The organism is Burkholderia territorii (genome assembly GCF_902833055.1).
Taxonomy (GTDB): Bacteria; Pseudomonadota; Gammaproteobacteria; order Burkholderiales; family Burkholderiaceae; genus Burkholderia; species Burkholderia territorii.
In genome coordinates this window covers 979719-999917 of record NZ_CADFEJ010000001.1, presented here as the reverse complement: position 1 = coordinate 999917, position 20199 = coordinate 979719, and the positions used below count along the sequence as shown (strand labels likewise).

The 20199-nt window shown below is 68.7% G+C and carries 21 protein-coding genes; 7 read left to right on the top strand and 14 right to left on the bottom strand.

Features of this window, described 5'->3' with window-relative positions; translation table 11 throughout:
• Positions 1-35: 35 nt before the first annotated feature.
• Together HW466_RS04370 and HW466_RS04365 are read right to left on the bottom strand one after the other, a co-directional pair.
• Positions 36-1424 carry a nucleobase:cation symporter-2 family protein gene (locus tag HW466_RS04370; protein ID WP_151006339.1) on the bottom strand — a complete coding sequence of 463 codons (1389 nt, stop codon included), beginning with the start codon at positions 1422-1424 and terminating at the stop codon, positions 36-38.
• 204 nt (positions 1425-1628) lie between these two features.
• Positions 1629-2642 carry a LysR family transcriptional regulator gene (locus tag HW466_RS04365; protein ID WP_174905642.1) on the bottom strand — a complete coding sequence of 338 codons (1014 nt, stop codon included), beginning with the start codon at positions 2640-2642 and terminating at the stop codon, positions 1629-1631.
• 134 nt (positions 2643-2776) lie between these two features.
• Here HW466_RS04365 and HW466_RS04360 point away from each other — a divergent pair, with 134 nt between their 5' ends.
• From HW466_RS04360 to HW466_RS04345, 4 genes are all read left to right on the top strand, one after another.
• Entirely contained in the window at positions 2777-3493 is a 717-nt protein-coding gene (locus HW466_RS04360) for an SDR family oxidoreductase (RefSeq protein WP_151006341.1), read from the top strand.
• 266 nt (positions 3494-3759) lie between these two features.
• A complete protein-coding gene (locus HW466_RS04355) occupies positions 3760-4095 on the top strand; it encodes a putative quinol monooxygenase (protein ID WP_060105186.1) in 336 nt (111 codons plus the stop codon).
• On the top strand, positions 4092-5249 hold the full coding sequence (locus HW466_RS04350; protein WP_151006346.1) for an iron-containing alcohol dehydrogenase: 1158 nt from the start codon (positions 4092-4094) through the stop codon (positions 5247-5249). Before HW466_RS04355 ends, HW466_RS04350 begins: the two co-directional genes overlap by 4 nt.
• Before the next feature lie 151 nt (positions 5250-5400).
• Positions 5401-5985: a putative glycolipid-binding domain-containing protein gene (locus tag HW466_RS04345; RefSeq protein WP_151006345.1), complete on the top strand. Its 585-nt coding sequence runs from the start codon at positions 5401-5403 to the stop codon at positions 5983-5985.
• A 12-nt stretch (positions 5986-5997) separates the two neighbouring features.
• On the opposite strand, the gene HW466_RS04340 is transcribed toward HW466_RS04345, so the two are convergent.
• Together HW466_RS04340 and HW466_RS04335 are read right to left on the bottom strand one after the other, a co-directional pair.
• Positions 5998-6990, bottom strand: coding sequence for a sulfonate ABC transporter substrate-binding protein (locus HW466_RS04340; protein ID WP_059507180.1), 993 nt, complete (start codon positions 6988-6990; stop codon positions 5998-6000).
• Positions 6991-7199: 209 nt separating this feature from the next.
• Positions 7200-7607 (bottom strand): DUF427 domain-containing protein, encoded by a 408-nt coding sequence (locus tag HW466_RS04335; RefSeq protein ID WP_059507181.1) that lies wholly within the window; start codon positions 7605-7607, stop codon positions 7200-7202.
• 354 nt (positions 7608-7961) lie between these two features.
• Between HW466_RS04335 and HW466_RS04330 the strand changes: the two genes are divergently transcribed.
• A complete protein-coding gene (locus tag HW466_RS04330; RefSeq protein ID WP_151005938.1) occupies positions 7962-9623 on the top strand; it encodes an ABC transporter substrate-binding protein in 1662 nt (553 codons plus the stop codon).
• A gap of 72 nt (positions 9624-9695) precedes the next feature.
• Here the strand turns inward: HW466_RS04330 and HW466_RS04325 are convergent, their stop codons facing one another.
• From HW466_RS04325 to HW466_RS04300, 6 genes are all read right to left on the bottom strand, one after another.
• Positions 9696-10643: a TauD/TfdA dioxygenase family protein gene (locus tag HW466_RS04325; protein WP_059847333.1), complete on the bottom strand. Its 948-nt coding sequence runs from the start codon at positions 10641-10643 to the stop codon at positions 9696-9698.
• Positions 10644-10805: 162 nt separating this feature from the next.
• Positions 10806-11750: a TauD/TfdA dioxygenase family protein gene (locus tag HW466_RS04320; protein ID WP_059507184.1), complete on the bottom strand. Its 945-nt coding sequence runs from the start codon at positions 11748-11750 to the stop codon at positions 10806-10808.
• A gap of 144 nt (positions 11751-11894) precedes the next feature.
• Positions 11895-12737 (bottom strand): ABC transporter ATP-binding protein, encoded by an 843-nt coding sequence (locus tag HW466_RS04315; protein ID WP_151005936.1) that lies wholly within the window; start codon positions 12735-12737, stop codon positions 11895-11897.
• 39 nt (positions 12738-12776) lie between these two features.
• On the bottom strand, positions 12777-13601 hold the full coding sequence (locus tag HW466_RS04310; protein WP_151005934.1) for an ABC transporter permease: 825 nt from the start codon (positions 13599-13601) through the stop codon (positions 12777-12779).
• Between the two features lie 33 nt (positions 13602-13634).
• Entirely contained in the window at positions 13635-14477 is an 843-nt protein-coding gene (locus tag HW466_RS04305) for an ABC transporter permease (protein ID WP_059773283.1), read from the bottom strand.
• 14 nt (positions 14478-14491) lie between these two features.
• On the bottom strand, positions 14492-15559 hold the full coding sequence (locus tag HW466_RS04300; protein WP_059507188.1) for an ABC transporter substrate-binding protein: 1068 nt from the start codon (positions 15557-15559) through the stop codon (positions 14492-14494).
• A gap of 201 nt (positions 15560-15760) precedes the next feature.
• Between HW466_RS04300 and HW466_RS04295 the strand changes: the two genes are divergently transcribed.
• Positions 15761-16153: a phage protein NinX family protein gene (locus HW466_RS04295; protein ID WP_059950599.1), complete on the top strand. Its 393-nt coding sequence runs from the start codon at positions 15761-15763 to the stop codon at positions 16151-16153.
• A gap of 72 nt (positions 16154-16225) precedes the next feature.
• On the opposite strand, the gene HW466_RS04290 is transcribed toward HW466_RS04295, so the two are convergent.
• From HW466_RS04290 to HW466_RS31800, 4 genes are all read right to left on the bottom strand, one after another.
• Positions 16226-17224 carry an ABC transporter substrate-binding protein gene (locus tag HW466_RS04290; protein ID WP_174905638.1) on the bottom strand — a complete coding sequence of 333 codons (999 nt, stop codon included), beginning with the start codon at positions 17222-17224 and terminating at the stop codon, positions 16226-16228.
• 251 nt (positions 17225-17475) lie between these two features.
• The gene (locus tag HW466_RS04285) at positions 17476-18648 is read right to left on the bottom strand and encodes a LysR family transcriptional regulator (RefSeq protein ID WP_174905637.1); all 1173 of its coding nucleotides are present in this window, start codon (positions 18646-18648) and stop codon (positions 17476-17478) included.
• Between the two features lie 165 nt (positions 18649-18813).
• The gene (locus HW466_RS04280; protein WP_170296770.1) at positions 18814-18960 is read right to left on the bottom strand and encodes a hypothetical protein; all 147 of its coding nucleotides are present in this window, start codon (positions 18958-18960) and stop codon (positions 18814-18816) included.
• A 298-nt stretch (positions 18961-19258) separates the two neighbouring features.
• Positions 19259-19438 (bottom strand): hypothetical protein, encoded by a 180-nt coding sequence (locus HW466_RS31800; RefSeq protein ID WP_239006117.1) that lies wholly within the window; start codon positions 19436-19438, stop codon positions 19259-19261.
• 180 nt (positions 19439-19618) lie between these two features.
• Between HW466_RS31800 and HW466_RS04270 the strand changes: the two genes are divergently transcribed.
• Positions 19619-20176 (top strand): DUF3005 domain-containing protein, encoded by a 558-nt coding sequence (locus HW466_RS04270; RefSeq protein ID WP_151006514.1) that lies wholly within the window; start codon positions 19619-19621, stop codon positions 20174-20176.
• Positions 20177-20199 lie beyond the last annotated feature (23 nt).

The following is a 20199-nucleotide window of genomic DNA, read 5'->3' as shown; positions in this document are numbered from 1 at the left end:
CGCCGTCGGGCCGCGTCGTCATGGAGACCGAAGCGTTACTTCCGTTCCGGCAGGAACCAGTTCATCACGAGCGCACAGATGCCGCCCGTCGCGACGCCCGATTCCAGCACGTTCTTCAGCGCATGCGGCAGGCTGTTCAGGATGTCCGGCACTTGCGACACGCCGAGGCCGAGCGCGAGCGACACCGCGATGATCAGCAGCGCCCGGCGATCGAGGTGGATGCCCGACAGGATGTTGATGCCGGATGCGGCCACCGCGCCGAACATCACCATCGCCGCACCGCCGAGCACGGGCTCCGGCACGGCCTGCAGCGCGCCCGCGACGACCGGGAACAGCCCGAGCACCACGAGCATGCCCGCGATCCAGATGCCGACGTGGCGGCTCGCGACGCCGGTGATCTGGATCACGCCGTTGTTCTGCGCGAACACCGAGCTCGGGAACGTGTTGAACACGCCGGCCAGCAGCGAGTTCGCGCCGTTGACGAGCACACCGCCCTTGATCCGCCGCATCCACACCGGCCCCTCGACCGGCTCCTTCGAGATCTTGCTGGTGGCCGTGACGTCGCCGATCGCCTCGAGCGACGTGACGAGGTAGATGATCAGCATCGGTACGAACAGCGACCACGAGAAACCGATGCCGAAGTGCAGCGGCGTCGGGACCTGGAACAGCGCGGCTTGACGTACGCCCGTGAAGTCGAGGCGGCCGAGCAGGGCGGCCGCGGCATAGCCGATCACGAGCGCGATCACGAGCGCGGTGCTGCGCACCCACACGATGGGCACGCGGTTCAGCAGGATGATCGTGCCGAGCACGAGGCACGACAGCGTCAGGTTCTGGGCGCTCGCGAACGTGCCGTTGGCCATCGCGCCGTAGCCGCCGCCCATGCTGATGAGCCCGACCTTGATCAGCGTAAGGCCGATCAGCAACACGACGATGCCGGTGACGAGCGGCGTGATCAGTCGCTTCACGAACGGCAGGATGCGCGACACGCCCATCTCGACGAACGAACCGGCGATCACGACGCCGAAGATCGCGGCCATCACGGTCTCGACCGGCGTGCCCTGCTTGACCATCACGCTGCCGCCGGCGATCAGCGGGCCGACGAAGTTGAAACTGGTGCCCTGCACGATCAGCAGGCCGGCGCCGAGCGGGCCGAAGCGCTTGCACTGCACGAAGGTCGCGATACCGGAAATCACCAGCGACATCGACACGATAAGGGTCGTATCGCGGCTCGATACGCCGAGCGCTTGGCAGATCAGCAGGCCGGGCGTGACGATCGGCACGATGATCGCCAACAGGTGCTGGAGCGCGGCGACGAAGGCGACCATCGGCGCAGGCCGGTCATTGGGGCCATAGACGAGGTCGCGCGACGACTCTGCGTCGTCGGCGCCGTGGGAGGCGGATCGGGCGGAGGAGGCGGGTTGCATGGCGAGCGGGCCGGACAGGATGGAAAGTGCGGCATTTTAGCCGAAGGGCTCGCCGACGCCCCCCGGCGCGACGCAATGGCCGGATTGGGGAACGCCGTGCGGAAGCCGTGTCGTCGAATACGCGGCGGCGCCCGGTTCGTCAGCGCGTGCGGCGTGGCGCGTGCCAGGCCGTCCGCGGGCCGGGCGGTGCGGGAATCCGCTCCATCATGAACGCCGGGCCGGCTGATGGGCGCCCCGGGTGTTGCCTGCGGCGTGCGTTTTGGTGCCGCCGGCCGGTGCGCGCGGTGCGCGGGTCGCTGGATACGCGCGCTTGCACACGTCGATGACGACGTCGCGCAGACGGCGATGCGCGGGGTCGTGCTGCATCCGCGGATGCCAGAGCGCGGAGATCAGGATCTCGGGCATGCGGACCGGTATCGCGAAGCTGCGCAGCCCCAGCGCGTCCGCGAGCCCCGGCGTGAATGCGTTGCCGAGGCTCGAGCGCGGGACGAGCGCAATCAGGTCGGTGCCGGCCGCGACGCGCATCGCATCGGGATAGCCGGGCACCACGACCTGCACGTTATGGGCGGCCGTAGGCGTGTGTGCCGGATCGTTCGCCGGCCCGCTGAAATCGCCGAGCTGCGATGCAATGACGTGACGGCAGGCCGCGTAGCGGGCGGGCGTGATCCTGGCCGCCGCGAACAGCGGATGCTCGGCGCGCGCCACCGCGACGTGTTCGTCGTGAAAGAGCTCGCGCGTATGCAGCTCGGGCGCGTCGTCGCCGCGCTTGCCGATTTCCAGATCGACCGTGCCGTCGCGCAGCGGCCCCGGATCGCGGTCGAGCCTCGCGACGAAACGCACGCGCACGCCGGGTGCGATTTCGCCGATCGCGGCGACCACCGGGCCGGCGAGCATGTCCATGAACGACGCGGCCGCACGGATGGTGAAGGTGGACGACAGCGTGGCCATGTCGATGTCGGCCGCGGCCGGACGAAGCACGGCACGCGCATCGCTCGCGATCGCATGCACGCGATCGCGCAACGCCGATGCGTGCGGTGTCGGCACGAGCCGGCGTCCGGCGCGCACGAGCAGCGGATCGCCCGTTGCGGCACGCAGTCGCGTGAGCGTGCGGCTCATCGCGGAGGTGCTCAGCCCGAGCCTGCGCGCGGCGCCGGTCACGCTCCCTTCGGTCAGCAGCACGTCGAGTGCGGTGACGAGGTTCAGGTCGATGTCTTCCATCCGGACAGCATACGACATCGCGCGACATGACAGCGCGTTTGGTGCAACTATCGATTGCATTCGATGCGTCTGGTGCATGTGACGATGCGCGCCTATAGTCGCCGGATGACGAACTCCGGCAAAGGTGAAGTCCAATGCAAGCGACCATATCGAATCCGAATACACCATCGATCCTGCTCGTTGCCGCCTCGCGCGGCCTCGGGCTCGCGATGGCGGAGCAATTCCTGAACAAGGGCTGGCACGTGACCGGCACCGTGCGCGCGGCATCGGGGCGCACGCAATTGCACGCGCTCGCCGAACGCTTCGACGGACGGCTCGAGATCGAGACGCTCGACATCTGCGAGCCGGAACAACTGGCCGCGCTGCGCGCGCGCCTGTCGGGCAGGCGCTTCGACATGCTGTTCGTGAACGCCGGCACGACGAACGATCCGAACGAAACGATCGGCGAAGTCGCGGTCGACGAATTCGTGCGCGTGATGATCACGAATGCGCTGGCGCCGATGCGCGTGATCGAGGTGCTGCAGGATCTCGTGGTCGCGGACGGCCTTATCGGCGCGATGTCGTCGGGGCAAGGGAGCGTCGCGAACAACGTGACCGGAATGCGCGAGGTCTACCGCGGCAGCAAGGCCGCGTTGAATCAGTTCATGCGCAGTTTCGCGGCGCGCCAGGCCGGCACGCCGCGCGCGATGGTCCTGATGGCGCCGGGCTGGGTGCGCACGGAACTCGGCGGCCCGGATGCGAGGCTGACGATCGACGAAAGCGTGCCGAGCCTCGTGAACGTGTTGATCGGCAAGCAACGGCGCCCGGGGCTCGAATACCTCGATTACCTGGGGCGCACCGTGCCGTGGTAGCGGCCTGCGCAGCGGGGCCCGCGACGTGAGGAAAGCCGGCCGGTCAGGGCGCCGCGCCGGCATTCGGCGGGGCTGGCGCGTGCCGTTCGCGGAGCGTTGCCGCCGCGTGCGTGACGACGCGCTGCGCGCGCGGCGCCGAATCAATACAATGCGACGTCGGGGTATCGCTACCGTGTCGGGCGACCGACCGCGATCTTCGACGAGCAACCCGTGCATTGTGATTGACGGCCCGTCATGACGGGCCGCTGGCGAATACGGAGCGCAGCATGAACGAACCTTACCTGCAGGTCATCGCGCATTTCTTCGCGAAACCCGGCAACGGCGATCGCGTGATCGAACTGCTGGCCGAACTCGCGCCAGCCACGCGTACCGAGCCGAAGAACATCGACTACGCGTACTTCCGGTCGCCGGTCGATCCCGACCATATCGTGATCCTCGAGCGCTACCGCGATGCCGACGGCCTCGACGTGCATCGGGAAACGCCGCATTTCCAGCGCATCGGCGTCGGCGCGATCATTCCGTTGCTCGATCGTCGCGACGTGACGTCCTACATGGTGCAACCGGACACCGGCACGGCGACACCACCCGGAGACGCCCGATGAACCCGTTTCAATTCCGCACCGTTCCGACGCAGATCGTCGAATTCGGCGCCGCGAGCCGGCTCGGCGCGCTGTTGCGCGAACGCTTTCCGGCGCTCGTGCGGCTGTGCGTCGTCACCGACGCGTTCCTGCATCGCAGCGGCGTGCTCGCTCCCGCGCTGGAGAGCCTCGCCGCGCACGGCTGGCAGGTGACCGTGATCGACGACGTGATCGCCGATCCGCCCGAGCACGTTGTGCTCGAGGCGACCGCGCGCGCCGTGGCGGCCGATGCGGAAATCGTGCTCGGACTCGGCGGCGGTTCGTCGATGGACGTCGCGAAGCTGATCGCGGTGCTCGCGCCGGGCGGGCAGGCACTGGCCGACATGTACGGCGTCGACAAGGTTGCAACGTCGCGGCTGCCGCTCGTGCAGATGCCGACGACGGCCGGCACCGGCTCCGAAGTGACGGCCGTGTCGATCGTCACGGTCGGCGAGGCGCGCAAGATGGGCGTCGTGTCGCCGCATTTGTTCGCGGACGTCGCGATCCTCGACGCCGCGCTCACGCTCGGACTGCCGCGCGCGGCAACGGCCGCGACCGGCATCGACGCGATGGTGCATGCGATCGAAGCCTATACGTCGTCGCGGCTCAAGAATCCGGTATCCGACATGCTGGCCGTGCAGGCATTGACGCTGCTGTCGCGCAATCTGCTGAAGGCCTGCGACTACGGTGGCGATCGCCACGCACGCGAGGCGATGCTGGTCGGCGCGATGTTCGCCGGCCAGGCATTCGCGAACGCGCCGGTCGCGGCCGTGCATGCGCTGGCGTACCCGGTCGGCGGTATTTTCCATGTGCCGCACGGGCTGTCGAATGCGCTCGTGCTGCCGCACGTGCTGCGCTTCAACGCGCCGGCTGCCGCGCCGCTGTATGCCGAGCTCGCGGCCATCGTCGCGCCGTCCGCGACGGGCAGCGACGAAGCGAGGACGCAGGCGCTGATCGGTGAGATCGACCGACTGATCGTCGCGACGGGCATTCCGCGCACGCTGCGCGAAGTCGGCATCGGCGAGGGCGATTTGCCGAGGATGGCGTCGGACGCGATGCTGCAGACGCGCCTGCTCGTGAACAATCCGCGCGAAGTCACGGAAGCCGACGCGCTGGCGATCTATCGGCAGGCGTGGTGACGCGCCGCGCGCGACTGCGCGCCGGGTGCTCGTTGAAATCTCGCCCGTGATGCCGATCGTTGGCGGGAGCCGAGGCGGCGGCAGCGATACCGAAGGTGCGCATCGATCCGGAAGCGCGCACCAACGACCGATGAAACCGACGAGAGACGACATGACGCAATGGGAAGAAGCAGCGCGCACGCGATGCGTCGCATGGCAGATCACGCAGGCCTGGCACGCGGCCGAATGGTGCCGGCTCGTCGAGACGCGCACGGGCATCGACCTGTCGGGCGCGGTCGCCGGCGCGATCGACGGCACGCCGTTTCGCGTCGACTATGCGATCGCATGCGGCGCCGATTGGCTGACGCGATCGGTGCACGTCGCGTACTGGCTCGGCGCGGCGGCGCCCCGGCGACTCTCGATCGAATGCAACGCAGGCCGCTGGACGATCGACGGCGTCGACGCGCCGGCCCTCGCGGGCGCGACCGACATCGATCTCGGCTTCAGTCCGTCGACCAATACGCTGCCGATCCGGCGTCTCCGGTTGGCGGTCGGTGCGTCGGCCGTCATCCACACGGCCTGGCTGCGATTTCCGGCGTTCGAGATCGTGCGCGGCGAGCAACGCTATGCGCGCACGGCGGAGCGTGTTTACCGCTACGAGAGCGGCGCGTACGCGGCCGATATCGCGGTGGACGACGCGGGCCTCGTCACCGATTACGACGAGTGGCGGCGCATCGGCGCGGCGCATGCACCGTAACGCGGCGGCGCGTCAGCGTGCGTTGGCGACCGTCACCTTGCCCGGAATCAGCTTCAATGCGCTGAACGCGTCGGCGATGTTCTGCTGATACGCGAGCGTCGCATCGGTGACGGGCTGCACGCCGTAGCCGGTGCGCTTGAGCGCGACTTCGAGCGTCGGCGCGTCGAGGCCGACGAGCGGCGACAGTTGCGCGGCGACTTCCGGAACATGGTCGCGTGCCCACCGATCCAGCGCGTCGACTTCGTCGAGCAGCGTGCGCAGCACCTGCGGCTGCGCGGCGGCATACTTGCGCGCGGCGAGGTAGTACTGCGTGTTGCGCACGAGGCCGTCGCCGTTCGCGATCACGCGTGCGCCGAGCTGCCGTTCGGCGGCCGCCAGATACGGATCCCAGATCACCCACGCGTCGACGCTGCGCTGCACGAACGCGGCGCGCGCGTCGGCGGGCGTCAGATAGATCGGCTGGATGTCGGCATACGCGAGGCCGGCATGCTCGAGCGCCTTCACGAGCAGATAGTGGACGTTCGAACCCTTGTTGAACGCGACCTTCTTGCCGCGCAACTGCGCGACGGTGCGGATCGGTGAATCGGGCAGCACGACGATCGCCTCGCCGTGAGGCGCCGGCGGCTCGTTGCCGAGATAGACGAAATCGACGCCCGCGGCCTGCGCGAAGATCGGCGGCGTCTCGCCGACCGTGCCGACGTCGATCGCGCCCGCGTTCAGCCCTTCGAGCAACTGCGGCCCGGCCGGGAACTCGAGCCACTGGACGGTCACGCCCTGGCTCGCGAGCCGCTTCTCGAGCGTGCCGCGTGCCTTGAGGACCACGAAGTTGCCGTATTTCTGGAAACCGATGCGCAGCCGCTTGTCGTTGCCCTGGGCCAGTGCGGGCATGCCCGCGAGCGGGCCGAGCGCGAGCCCGGCCAGTCCGGCGGCCGCGCCGTGCAGCCACTGGCGGCGGCGCGGATTTGCCGGGGGCGTTTCAAGATCTGCGTGCTGTGTGTCGTTCATCGAGGCGTCCTGCTGGCGGGTTCACGGGGCTGCGCTTGCGGCGCGCTTGGCACGGGCGAGGCTGGATGCAGGCATGCACGCATCCGGCCGGCCCGCGCCGGATGCACGACGATAAGGCCGCGCGAATCGGCGGCCAACCAACGAATCCGCATATGCAAATCAGCGGCGGGACGATACGTGAACGACGGGCCGCGAGCGCGCCGCCGCGCTCAATCGGCGCCGAGCGGGCTTTCCTCGATCGAGTCGACGCGATCCGGGTAAAACGCGAGATGCGCGCGAATCGGTTCGACGGCCGGGTTCGGATGCTCGTACGTCCACACTGCGTTGGTCGCGCGTTCGCCGCCGGCGGGAATCGAGTAATACGCGCAATCGCCCTTGTACGGGCAGTACGTCGCATGGTCGGTGCGTTGCAGCAGCGCCATGTCGGCGTCCTCGCGCGGAACGTACAGCACGGCGGGATAGGTGGCCTCGCGCAGCGCCAGCGCACGGCGCGTATCGGCGACGACCTTGCCGGCCACCTTGACCACGACGCGCAACGGGTGCGGCTCGATCGTGATCGGATGATCGGGGCCCGGCGACTTCACGGGACGAGAGGGCGTATCGGGGTTGATCGACATCGTGGATCCTCCAGGAAGGTGCAGCGCGCCGACAAGCACGCCGCGTCGCAACGTGCGCGCGGGTTGCTCGCGCGCATTGCGGCGTTGACCAAGCCGATACGATGCGCCAATTCCGGAGAACCTGCAGAGGGCCGGAAGGCGGTGCCGCGAGTGGCGTCGCCGCGCGGCCCGCAGCGGCGCGCGGCAGCCGGCGTCGCCCGCATGTCCCCGGCGCTCGCGTGGATATTTCCATGCAGCGGCAGCGGGATGCATCCACCGCGATAAGCAACGCGCAATTAATTGGTAAGCGATTGGCGGATGGCGCGCGAAGATCGGCGGTCGTCATTCGCATGACAGTCTTTCTCGACCGCCATCATGAACAGTCCATTTATCCCGTTCGCCGCGCATCGTGCGCGGCGCGCATCCGTTGCCATTGCAGCGCTGCGCGGCATGGCCGCGTTGCTGCTGCTCGCCGGCGCGCACACGCACGCTTTCGCGGCGCCGGCCGGCAAGACGCTCGTGTATTGCAGCGAAGGCAGCCCGGCCGGATTCGATCCCGGCCAGCACACGACCAGCACCGATTTCGACGCGAGCACGTACACGATCTACAACGGGCTCGTGCAGTTCAAGCGCGGCACGCTCGATCTGGAACCGTCGCTCGCGACGAGCTGGGACGCGTCGCCCGACCAGCGCGTCTACACGTTCCACCTGCGCCGCGGCGTGAAGTTCCAGACGACCGCATGGTTCAAGCCGACGCGGCCGTTCCAGGCGGACGACGTCGTGTTCACGTTTCGCCGGATGCTCGACCCCGACGACCCGTTCCGCAAGGCTTATCCGGTCAGTTTCCCGTACTTCAGCGATCTCGGATTCGACCGCAACATCGAGCGCATCGAGAAAATCGACGACGATACGGTGCGCTTCGTGCTGAAGTCGCCGGACGTCGTGTTCGTGCGCAATCTGGCGATGTCATTCGCGTCGATCCTGTCGGCCGAATATGCGTCCCGGTTGGCGGCGCGCCATCGCGAAGCCGACATCAACCAGTTTCCGGTCGGCACCGGGCCGTTCCAGTTGCGCGCGTACCAGAAGGACGCGACGATCCGTTACGACGCGAACCCCGACTACTGGAAGCCGGACGACGTGAAGCTCGCGCATCTCGTGTTCGCGATCACTCCCGATCCCGCCGTGCGCCTGCAGAAGCTCACGGCCGGCGAGTGTCAGGTGTCGGTGTTCCCGCGGCCAGCCGATCTCGAGACGGTGCGGCGCGACCCGGCGCTCACGTTGTTTTCGGGGACGGGCTTCAACGTCGGCTTCGTTGCGTACAACACGCAGCATCCGCCGCTCGATCGCGTCGACGTGCGGCGCGCACTCGACATCGCGATCGACAAGGCGGCCATCATCAAGACCGTGTTCAACGGCGACGCGACGATCGCGACGAACCCGATGCCACCGGCGCAATGGTCGTACAACCCGCGTCTGAAGGACGCGCCGCGCGACCTCGCCGCCGCGAAGGCGCTGCTCGCGCATGCAGGATTCCCGAACGGTTTCGACCTGACATTGTGGGCGATGCCGGTGCAGCGCCCGTACAACCCGAACGCGCAGCTGATGGCGCAACTGATCCAGCAGGACTGGGCGAGGATCGGCGTGCGCGCGAAGATCGTCAGCTACGAATGGGGCGAGTACAACCGCCGCGCGAAACACGACGGGCAGCACGATGCGATCCTGTACGGCTGGTCGGGCGACAACGGCGACCCGGACAACTGGCTCGGCACGTTGCTCGGCTGCGATGCGGTGCACGGCAGTAACCTCGCGAAGTGGTGCAACGCGGATTTCGAGCGGCTGGTCGACGCGGCGCGCTCGAACGCGGACGTCGCGAAACGCACGGCGCTTTACGAACAGGCTCAGGTCGTGTTCAAGGATCAGGTGCCGTTCACGCCGATCGCGACGTCGATCGTATCGCTGCCGATCTCGAAACGCGTGCACGGCGTGACGTTCTCGCCGCTCGGCGGGCATCGGTTCGATGGTGTGTGGCTGGAGTGAGGCGCGGCGGGTCGATGTATCGATGTGCTCGCGATAACGGACCGGCGTGCCGGTCCGTGTGTGCGTCGCGCGTCAGTTGAGCGCGACCGCCGCCGCCGTTTCCACCGGCGAGCCTTCGAGCGCGACCGATGGCCGTCCGTCCGGGCCGACCGGCACGTCGCCGATCAGTGTGGTGCGGTAAAGCTGGCGATCGAAGTCGAGATCGAAGATGTCGACGGGCGCGAGATGCGCGGTTGCGCGGTTGTCCCAGAACGCGATGCTGCGCGCTTCCCACTTGAAGCGGATCGTGAATTCGGGCCGCGTCACGTGTTCCCACAGCAGTTCGAGGAGCGCCTGGCTTTCGCGCGGCGTCAGCCCGACGATCGATTTCAGGAAACTCGGGCTCACGTACAGCGCACGCTCGCCGGTCTCCGGATGGACGCGCACGAGCGGGTGCTCGGTCACGAGCGGGCGGCGCTCAATGGCTTCGTCGAAGGCGCCCGTCGCGCGTGCGCCGGCCGGCGGCGTGAAGCGGTGAATGCCGCGCAGCCCGTCGACGAAGCCTCGCAGCGGCGCGGACAGCGTCTCGTACGCGCGCACGAGATTGGTCCACTGCGTGTCACCGCCGTACGGCGGGATCGTCACGCCGCGCAGGATCGACGCCCACGGCGGATTCACGGCCGCGGTGACGTCGGTATGCCAGCCGGTCCACGGCCGCCGCACCGGCTCGCCTTCGAAGCGCGTCGCCTTGCGGTGCTTCCCGATCGAATAGACGGCGGGGTATCCCTCGACATGCCCGAACACCGGGTGGCCGACGGTCGGCTCTCCGAACTGCGCGGAAAACGCGACGTGCTGCTCGTGCGTGAGGAATTGTTCGCGGAAGAAAACCACGCGCCATTTCAGCAGTGCGTGGCGGATCGCGGCGATCTGCGGGGTGGTCAGCGGCTGGGTCAGGTCGACGCCGCGAATCTCCGCGCCGATGTGGGCGGACAGCGGAATCACGTCGACCGGCTGGCCGGCGGGTTCGAGTAGGGCGCTCATGCGACGCTCCTGGCGGAAGTGGACGGAACGAACGGCCGACATCGCGACAGGCTGGCGAGCCGGTTCGGCGGGCGAGGATGCATGGTCTGGTTTCCGGTAACGTGGCGTGGGCCGCCGCTCGGGCACGTACGGCGACGCGTTGCCGTTCGTGCCCGACATGCATTACTGCAGCGTGGCACCGGGCCCTTTCAGCACGACGCTTTGCCGGCCGTCGATGCCGACCGGCACGTCGCCATGAACGGTCGCGCGGCGCACGACGCGGCGCGCATCGCCGTAGTCGTTGATCGCGTAATGCTGCGTCGCGCGGTTGTCCCAGATCGCGACGTCGCCCTCCTGCCAGCTCCAGCGCACGGTGTTCTCGAGGCGCGTCACGTGCTCGTGGAAGACCTGCAGCAGATGTGCGGAATCCTGCGTCGACAGGCCCTTGATCCGCTGCACGAAGTGGCCGAGCACGAGCGTGCGTTCACCCGTTTCAGGATGCACGCGCACGACCGGGTGCTCGGTCTCGTAGACGGTCGACGTAAAGACTTCGCGGTAGCGCTTCAGTTGCGTTTCATCGGCATGCACGTGCGTCGACGCGTAGTCGTACGCGTTGGTATGGACGGCCCACAGCGTATCGGCGAGCGTACGCAGCGTGTCGGGCAGATGCGCATACGCGGCGGCCGTGTTGGCCCACACCGTGTCGCCACCGACCGGCGGAATCACGACGCCGCGCAGGATCGAGATCTTCGGATAAGCGTCGACGAAGGTCACGTCGGTGTGCCACGAGTTGGCGCGCGCGCCGTGCGCGGAATCGAGTTCGAGCAGATGCGCGCTGCCGTCGACGGACGGCACGGTTGGATGCGCGACCGTGTCGCCGAAACGGCGCGCGAACGCTTCCTGCGCGGCGTCGTCGAGATGGCGCTGGCCGCGGAAGAACAGCACCTTGTGGCGCAGCAGCGCGGCGTGGATCGCGTCGAACGTTGCATCGTCGAGCGTGGCCGACAGCCGCACGCCGGAAATTTCGGCGCCGATCCGGCCGGCGACCTGGCGAAGCTGAAGCGGGGCGACGGCCGTGCGCGGCGCGGCGTGCGATGACGGGTGAGCGGCGTGCTGGACTTCGGACATCGGGGGTCTCCTGAGGTGAGGGCGTTCGGGCTTCCATTCAAGCAGGGACCGCGCGGAACCGGAACCGATCAATCGTCACAACCTTAGCGTGCGTGACCGATCGATATGCGCGGAAGTGCGATGCAACGACGCGTGCGCGTGCGCCTACCATGCGAGCCGCCATGCGCCGATCCGGTGCGCATGCGGCGTATCGGCCCACGCGGGCGTGCCGCCCGGCCGATCGTCGTCGCCGTCGTCGAAATCGGCGAGCACCGTGGCGCGCAGCCGCGCGAATTCCGGCGAATCGCGGCGGCGAGGGCGCGGCAGCGCGACCTCGACGATGCGCTCGATGCGGCCGGGGCGCGGCGCCATCGTGACAACGCGATCGCCGAGATAGACGGCCTCGTCGACATCATGCGTGACGAGGATCATCGTGATGCGCTCCTGTTCCCAGATGCGCAGCAGTTCGTTCTGCATGCGAGCGCGCGTCTGCGCGTCGAGCGCGCCGAACGGTTCGTCGAGCAGCAGCACGCGGGGACGGTTCACGAGGCCGCGCGCAATCGCGACACGTTGCGCCATGCCGCCGGACAACTGGTTCGGATACGCGTGCTCGAAGCCATCCAGCCCGACCAGCGCGATGTGATCGGCAACCGCGCGGCGTTTCTGCCGCGCATCCAGCGGTGCGTTGCGCAACGCGGCCTCGATGTTCTGCGCGACGGTAAGCCATGGGAACAGCCGATGGTCCTGGAACACGATGCCGCGCTGCAGCGACGTGTCGCGCACGACCTCGTCGCCCGCGCGGATCTCGCCCGCGTAGTCGGTGTCGAGACCAGCGATCAGCCGCAGCAGCGTCGACTTGCCGCAACCGCTCGCGCCGACGATCGTGACGAACTCGCCGGCGCGCACGTGCAGCGAGACGTCGTCGAGCACGGCGAGCGTCGCGCCGCGCTGCGCATAGCGTTTGCTCACGTGAAGGATGTCGAGCGAATCGGAGGCAAGGGTCGTCATGGCGGAGCAGGCGTAGGAAGTCACGGGAAAAAAGGACGATCAGGCGCTCAGGTCGCCGCGCTGCGCGAGCACCTTGCGCTCGATCGCGCGGGCGAGCGCGTTCAGCGCCCACCCGGTCGCGCCGACGACGACGATCCCGAACAGCACGAGATCCATGCGGAATTGCTCGCTGCCGTCGATCAGCGTGTTGCCGATACCGCTGCCCGCAACGAGCAGGTATTCGGCGCCGAGCGTCGCGAGCCACGAATAGATCAGGCCGAGGTAGAGCCCGGTGAAGATCGACGGCAGCGCGGCGGGCAGGATCACGTGGCGCACGAGCTGAAGCCGCGAATAGCGCAGCGCGCGGGCGACGTCGACATACGCGCGCGGCATCGCGTGAATGCCGTCGCAGGTATGCGCGGCGACCGGCAGCAGCGCCGCGAGCGACAGGAACACGACCTTCGCGATGTCGCCGAGGCCGAACCAGACGGAAATCAGCGGGATCCACGCGAACAGCGAGATCTGCTTGAAGGTGTCGAAGCTCGGGCCGACGATGCGCGTCGCGATACGCGACAGCCCCAGCGCGGCACCGAGCAGCAGCCCGCCCGTCGCGCCGATCGCGAAACCGCATGCTTCGCGCGCAAGCGACGCCGACAATGCGCGGACCAGCGCGCCGCTCGCGACCTGCGTCCATGCGGTGCGCAGCACGTCGGCGGGGCTGACCAGCAGTCCGCTGTTGATGAGATGCGCGGACGCGATCGCCCACCAGATCGCGACGGCGGCCAGCGGCAGCACGAGGCCGCGCCAGTCAGGCGCGTGGCGGCGTCGTGTCTCGACGTTGGCGCGCTGCGCTTCGTGCGGTATCGGCGTCGCAGAATGCGGCATGACAGGACTCCTCGGGAAGCGGGACGTGCAGCGTCAGCCGCGAAACGCGGACGGCACGCCGCGACGCAGGCGTGCTTCGAGCGCGTCGAGCAGCCGGTTGATCAGCAGGCCGACCGCGCCGACCACGACGACGGCGGCCATCACGAGATCGAGTTGGAACAGTTGCCTGCCGTACACGATCAGGTAGCCGAGTCCTTCCGACGACGCGACGAGCTCGACGACGACGAGCGCGAGCCACGATTTCGTGAACGCGAGCCGCACGCCGGTCGCGAGCGTCGGCACGGCGGCCGGCAGCACGACGTGGGCGATGCGCTGGCGGCGCGTGTAGCCGAATCCGCGCGCGACCTCGTCGAGCGCGGCGGGCGCCTGACGAAAACCTTGCAACGTGCTCAGCGTGACCGGCACCAGTGCCGCATGCGCGATCAGCAGGTACTTGAGCGGCTCGCCGACGCCGACGAGCAGCAGCAGGAACGGCAGCCAGCCGAGCACCGGAATCTGCACCAGCGCATTGAAGCTCGGCAGTACGTATGCTTCGAACGTGCGCGACAGGCCGAGCGCCGCGCCGATCGCGAAACCGAGCAGCGTGCCGGCCGCGAAACCGACCAGCACACGCTGCAGGCTGATCAGCGTATGGCGCAGGAGATCACCGCTCGCCGCGAGTTCGGCGAGTGCCTGAAAGACCTGATCGGGCGGCGGCAGGATCTGCGGCGCGATCCAGCCGCGCGCGCTGCCGACGCTCCATAGCGTGAACAGCAGCGCCGGCAGCGCCCACGGCGCGAGCAGCCACGCCAGCCGCTTCACGGCCGCGCGACGGCGCGACGACGCGCCGAGCGCATGCGGGTCGGACGACGGGATCGGGATCGCGGTGTCGCTCATCGGCTGATTCCGGTTCAGGACAGCGGCTTGCCGGACGCGTCGTAGCGCGGCCAGTACTGTTCGAGCTTCTGCGCACGCAGCGCGTTGTCGAGATACTTCGGCTCGAACCAGCCGTCGACGTCGACGGGCTGGCGGATCAGCTTCAGTCGCAACGCATCCTGTGCGACAGCCTTGTAGCGCGCGACCAGGAACGGGTCGATCAGCGGCGACAGGCGATCCTTCAGGCGCTGGTTCGCATAGTCGGCCTGCCACGACGACACCGGCACGCCGCTCTTCGCCCACAGCCTGAACAGCGCATCGCGGTTGGCTTCGTCGGACGACCAGTGCGCGCCTTTCACGACCGCGTCGACCACGCGCTGCACGATGTCCGGATGCGCGCGCTCGAAGTCGTCGAGCACCAGCAGGTGTGTCTGGCGCGTGAACTGCGGGCCGTCGTTCTGCGATTCGTAGATGATTTTCGCGAGGCCCGCGTCGCGCAGCTTGTACAGCTGATAGTCGTTCACCGACGCGTCGATGCCCTTCGACGCCAGGGCGGCCAGCGCACTCGCGGTGTCGAGGTTGGTCACGCGCAGGTCGCGTTCGTCGAGCCCGTTCTTCGCGAGCGCGTTGTCGGCGACGAGCTGCAGGTTCGTACCCCGGAAGATCGATACGCGACGGCCCTTCAGGTCCTTGATCGACTTGATGTCGGAATCGGGCGGCACCGCGATCTTGACGCCCGAGCGGACGCTCGTGGCGAGCAGCAGATGCGTCTTGAGCCCGTTGGCGCGCGCGAGCACGGCGGGCAGGTCGCCCTGGTACGCGAAGTCGAGTGCCTTGTTGGCGATCGCTTCGTTGACGGCCGGGCCGGCGCCCTTGAAGAACAGCCACTGCACCTTGATGCCGTCGGCCGCGAATTCCTTTTCGACGAGTTGCTGCAATTGCACGGTCGCGGCGGACGAGCCGCCGAAGGTCGGCGGATCGCCGGCACCTTGCTGAGCGACGCCGATGCGGATGAGAGCGGGTTTGTCCGCGTGCGCGGCGGCGGCCGGCAGCGTGAAGACGGAGGCGATCAGCAGCGATCGCAGCAGACGCAGTGGAAGCATGGATCGATCGGAGTGGAAACGTTAGGAAAACGAAACCGGGCGCGAGCCCGTTCAGTCATTCTCGAGGACGCTCCCGGCGCGGACAAGCAACGATTTGAACTATGCTTATCGCGTTGACGCGGCGGATCAAAGACGGCGGCGAGGAAACGCGACGCGCGCGGCGGTTGCGATGTCGCGGCCCAATATGAAGCGGAGGCGGTCATGCAAGTCGAAGACCTGACAGGCGCGGCGCTGGATTACTGGGTGGCGATGGCCGAGGATTACGATGGGCCGCGCGTCGACGCGTCGGGTTGCACGGTGGTTCGCGAGCCGGGCGGCGCGCCGGTGCCGTTTGCGCCGTCGTTGTCGTGGGTCGACGGCGGCCCGATCGTCGAGCGGCTGCCGTTCGCCGCGTTCGAGCGCGACGGTGCGCACGGTCCGTGGCGCGCCGTGCTGCATCGCGCGGTGCCGGCCGCGGGCGAGCGCTGCACGTTCAACCAGTCGGGGCCGACGCTGCTGATCGCCGCGATGCGCACGCTGGTCGCCTCGACGTTCGGCGACGACGTGCCGGATCTGGACATGACGCGGCCGCGCGGCGCGGCGCCTCCGGCATGACGAACTCGACATGACATCCGTCATTGACGCCATGGTGGCAATCGCGCGAACCCGAAGCGTCCGCTTGCCGTCCTAGCCCGCCTCAGGCGCAGCCAGATTCCGGATCGCGATCGATGCGACGTCGACCCGTTTAGGCAGGATCGCATCCGCCGCCGCGCGGTCGGCGACGCGCTGCAGCACGTCGATGTCCGCGCCGGTGACGCCGCGCTGCGCGAGCGGCGCGCGGCGGACGATGTCGGCGGCCGCATCGCGCGGCAGGCGCGTGAGCGACGCATAGACGGCCGCGTAATCGACGGGGTGCGCCAGTGCCCACTGGCCGGCGCGCGTGAGCCGCGCGAGCACGTCGGCGAGCGCAGCGCGTTTCGCGCGTTCATTCAGCGTATCGACCGGCGACGTGAGAAACGCGAGTCCCGAGTTGATGCCGCTGCCGTCGCGCACCACGCGCGCACCGCGTCGCACCACATGCCCGTAGTACGGATCGAAGGTCGCCCAGATGCCGATCTGCCGGGCCTCGAACGCGGCGAACGCATCGACCGGCAACACGAAGCGCACGTCGACGTCGCCCGGTGCGAGACCGTGTTCGCGCAGTGCGCCGTACAGCTGGTATTGGGAGATGCTGCCGCGCGCCGACGACACGACGACGGTGCGCCCCTTCAGATCGGCGACGGTACGCACCGGCGAATCGGGCTGCACGACGATGCCGAGGGACGTCGGCGAGCCGACACGCGTCGCGACGATCCGCAGCGCCGGATCGCCGAGCGCGGCCGTCAACACGGGCAGGTCGCCGGCCGGCGCGAGATCGATCGCGCCTGCGCGCTGCGCTTCGAACAGCGGCGCCGCGCCCTGGAAATTCGCCCAGCGAAACCGGTACGGTACGCCGTCGAGCACGCGCGCGGCTTCGGCCAGCGCGCGCAGGCCGCCGGCCTGGTCGCCGAGCACCAGCGTGACGTTCGACAGGTCGGGGCCGGCCGCGCGCACGGGCAGTGCGGCGGTGCCGGCCAGCGGTGCGGCGGCCAGCGCGGCCACGCGAAGCAGGGCGCGGCGGCGAGCCGGGGCGGCGGGAGAAGTCATCGGCGGCGGTCCTCGGTGAGCCGCGCGCAGGCCGCGCGGTTGCCGGCAGATTACGGAATCGGTTTCGCGCCGGCAAACATCGAATCGCGAAATGCTTATTCGCTCGTTCGCGCCAGTGCGGCGCCCGCGGCTTTCGCGACAAGATTCGCCGCCGCGCTGACGATGAGCGGCGTGCTCGCGCACGCTGCCGCCGTCGTTGCATACACGTTGCTTGCGCAACCGATGCGCGATGCGTGACGCAAGCCGCGATTTCAGCGCGACTTCGTTGCGACGCGATGGATGCGTGCCGCACGCGCGACGTGCGGTCGCCGCGATGCGCCGCAATGCGTCACTTGCCGGCGGCGTGCGCGCCGCGTCGGTTCGGCCGGGGCATCGGCGAGCGGCGCATTCGTTCGCGCGAGCGCATCCGCGTTCGCGGCGACCGCCGCGACGGCCGGTCGTGCGGCTTCCGCATCGAGCCAGCCGCGCGTCGCTTCGACGATCAGCGCGCGCAACCAGCGCACGCCCTCCACGCAAGTTCCCGCTTCGTTCCACGTCATCCGGTACACGATGTCGGGTGGCTCTATCGGCAGCGCAACCGCGCCGAGCGGCAGCAGCTTCGCGTAGTGCCGCGCGAGCCGGTACGTGGTGGTGAGGATCAGATCGGAGCGCACCAGCGCATGCGCGGCGAGTTCGAAGTGCGGCAGCGTGACGACGATCCGCCGTTGCAGTCCGACGCGTTCGAGCTGCCGGTCGATCGCGCCGGATGCTTCGAGCCACGACGGTGTCGGGCACAGCTGCGGCGCCTGCGCGAATTCGGCGGGCGTCATCGCGCCGCGTCGTGCGAGTGGATGGGTCGCGCGCATCAGGCATACGACGCGATCGTCGAACAGGTCGTCCTGCCGGAACCGCGACGAGCGGGCCGGGCGGTTGTCGATCACGACGTCGAGTTCGCCGTCGGCGAGCGCCCGCTCGTCGTCGAAACCGTCGCCGAGCGGATGGAACACGAGCTGCGCGTTCGATGCGCGCTCGCGGAACAGCGCGACGAGCTTCGGCACGAACAGCACGTTCAGGTAGTCGGGGCAGCCGATCCGGTAGGTGCGCACCGACGTGCGCGCATCGAAGGTCGGCTGCTGGTTGCGGATGAAGTCGATCACACGCAGCGCGTTGCGCAGCGGCTCGATCAGCCGCGCGCCGAACTCGGTCGGGACCATCCCGTAGCGGCTGCGCACCAGCAGCGGATCGCCGAGCAGCGTGCGCAGGCGCTTGAGCGCGGCACTCGTCGCCGGCTGAGACATGTTCAGACGCACGGCCGCGCGCGATACGGTGCGCTCGGTGAGCAGCACGAGCAGGATGCGCATCAGCCGCGCGTCCAGCACGTCGAGCGCGCCTGTGGCGTCGCACGCGTCGAGCGGAGGGCCGTTCGGCCCCGGAGCGTCCCGCATGTCGCTACGCGTTTGCGCGGGCCGTCATTCGGCGAAGGCGACCGGCCGGCTGACGATCCGCTTCGGACGCGGCGCGCGCCCGCGCGGTGATCGCGTCGGCGATCGACCCGGTCGTGTTGGCGTTGACTGCAAGGATTCTCATCGAGCGCACTCCAAATGCGGCGTTCAGTGTCGAGCGCAGGCGACGCCGATGTGATCGTCCCGGCACGCGTCGTATTGCCGTTTGCGATCGGCAGTCAGCCGGTACACGTTGCCCGTGCTGGCCGCGTCGAGCAGCCGGCGGAACGGCGTCCTCGCGCTGAATGGCGGCACGCGTCGTCTCCTTCCATTTACGCGGCGCGAACCGGCGGCGCGGCCGCAGGCGTTATGTCGCGGATATGTTCGCGAGTATGGGCGGCCGTCGCGGCGATGGGAAATTAAATATTCGGCTGAATGTCATTTGAAAAATGAATGGGGAAGGATTGACCGCGCGGCATGCGAATTGCGTACTGAAGGGCTCCATCCACATCGACATCAGCGGAGGTGTCATGCAGCGATATTCCATTCGTCACGTATCGCGGGCCGTCTTCGCCGGCATCCTGATCGCCGGTCTGGCGGCCGGGGCGGGTTGTCAGAAAAAGAGCGACACCGGCACCGGCGCGAGCTCGGACACGAGCGCCACCGGCGGCATGGCGCCGGCGCCGTCGACTGCGCCATCGGGCATGCCGGGCAGCGGCGCGGCCGGCAGTGCGGCGAGCATGCCGGGCGCGGCATCCGGGCCGGCCGGCGCAAGCGGCGGCTGATTGACCACGGCGGGCGGCGTGCGCGGCAGTTCGCCCGCATGCCGCCGTGACGGCGTTCCGGTAGGTGCGTCCGCGGACGCGCGGGCCGGTGCGCTGCGCGTGAAAGATTTGCAAGGACGTTTGTAGCGATTCCCGGAGCGGCGCCGGCCGCATCATGCCGGCGCACGCGGTGGGGAACAGGAGGTGCGATGCAGAACGCGGAATCGAATCCAATCCCGGAACAGCAGCGCAAACAGATCGAGAAGAGCCCAGTCAAGACGCCGGCGGCCGGCGACATGCCGGACGCGGCGACCCAGGCCGCAGAGACCGCAGAGGCCGCGAAGCGGCCGCTGACGCCGGAGGCGGTTGCTGGGAAAACGCCGACCGGCCTGCCGCCGATCGACGTCGACGCGCATGCGGTCGACAGCGGCGACCCGGTGCGTCGTGCGGCCGGCCGGATCGTCACGCTGGACAACGCCAACATGGCGATGACGGACAACACGGTCGACGTCGACGGCAAGGGCATGGAGGCGCGCACCGGCGCGACCGAGTGGCACGACAACGTGATCTATTCGAACGCATCGCTCGACGACGCTGTCGACACGCCGGACGAAGGCCTCGGTGGCATCGAAAGCCGGCCGGGCGGCAACATGCCGCAGATCGCGACGCGGCCGGGCTGGCGCGTCCGGCATGTGGGCGACGTCGATGTCGAGCACGGCGACGGCACGCGTGCCGAGCACGTGATCCGCTTGGAGCGGATCGACTGACATACCAAGGGCCGCCGCGCGGA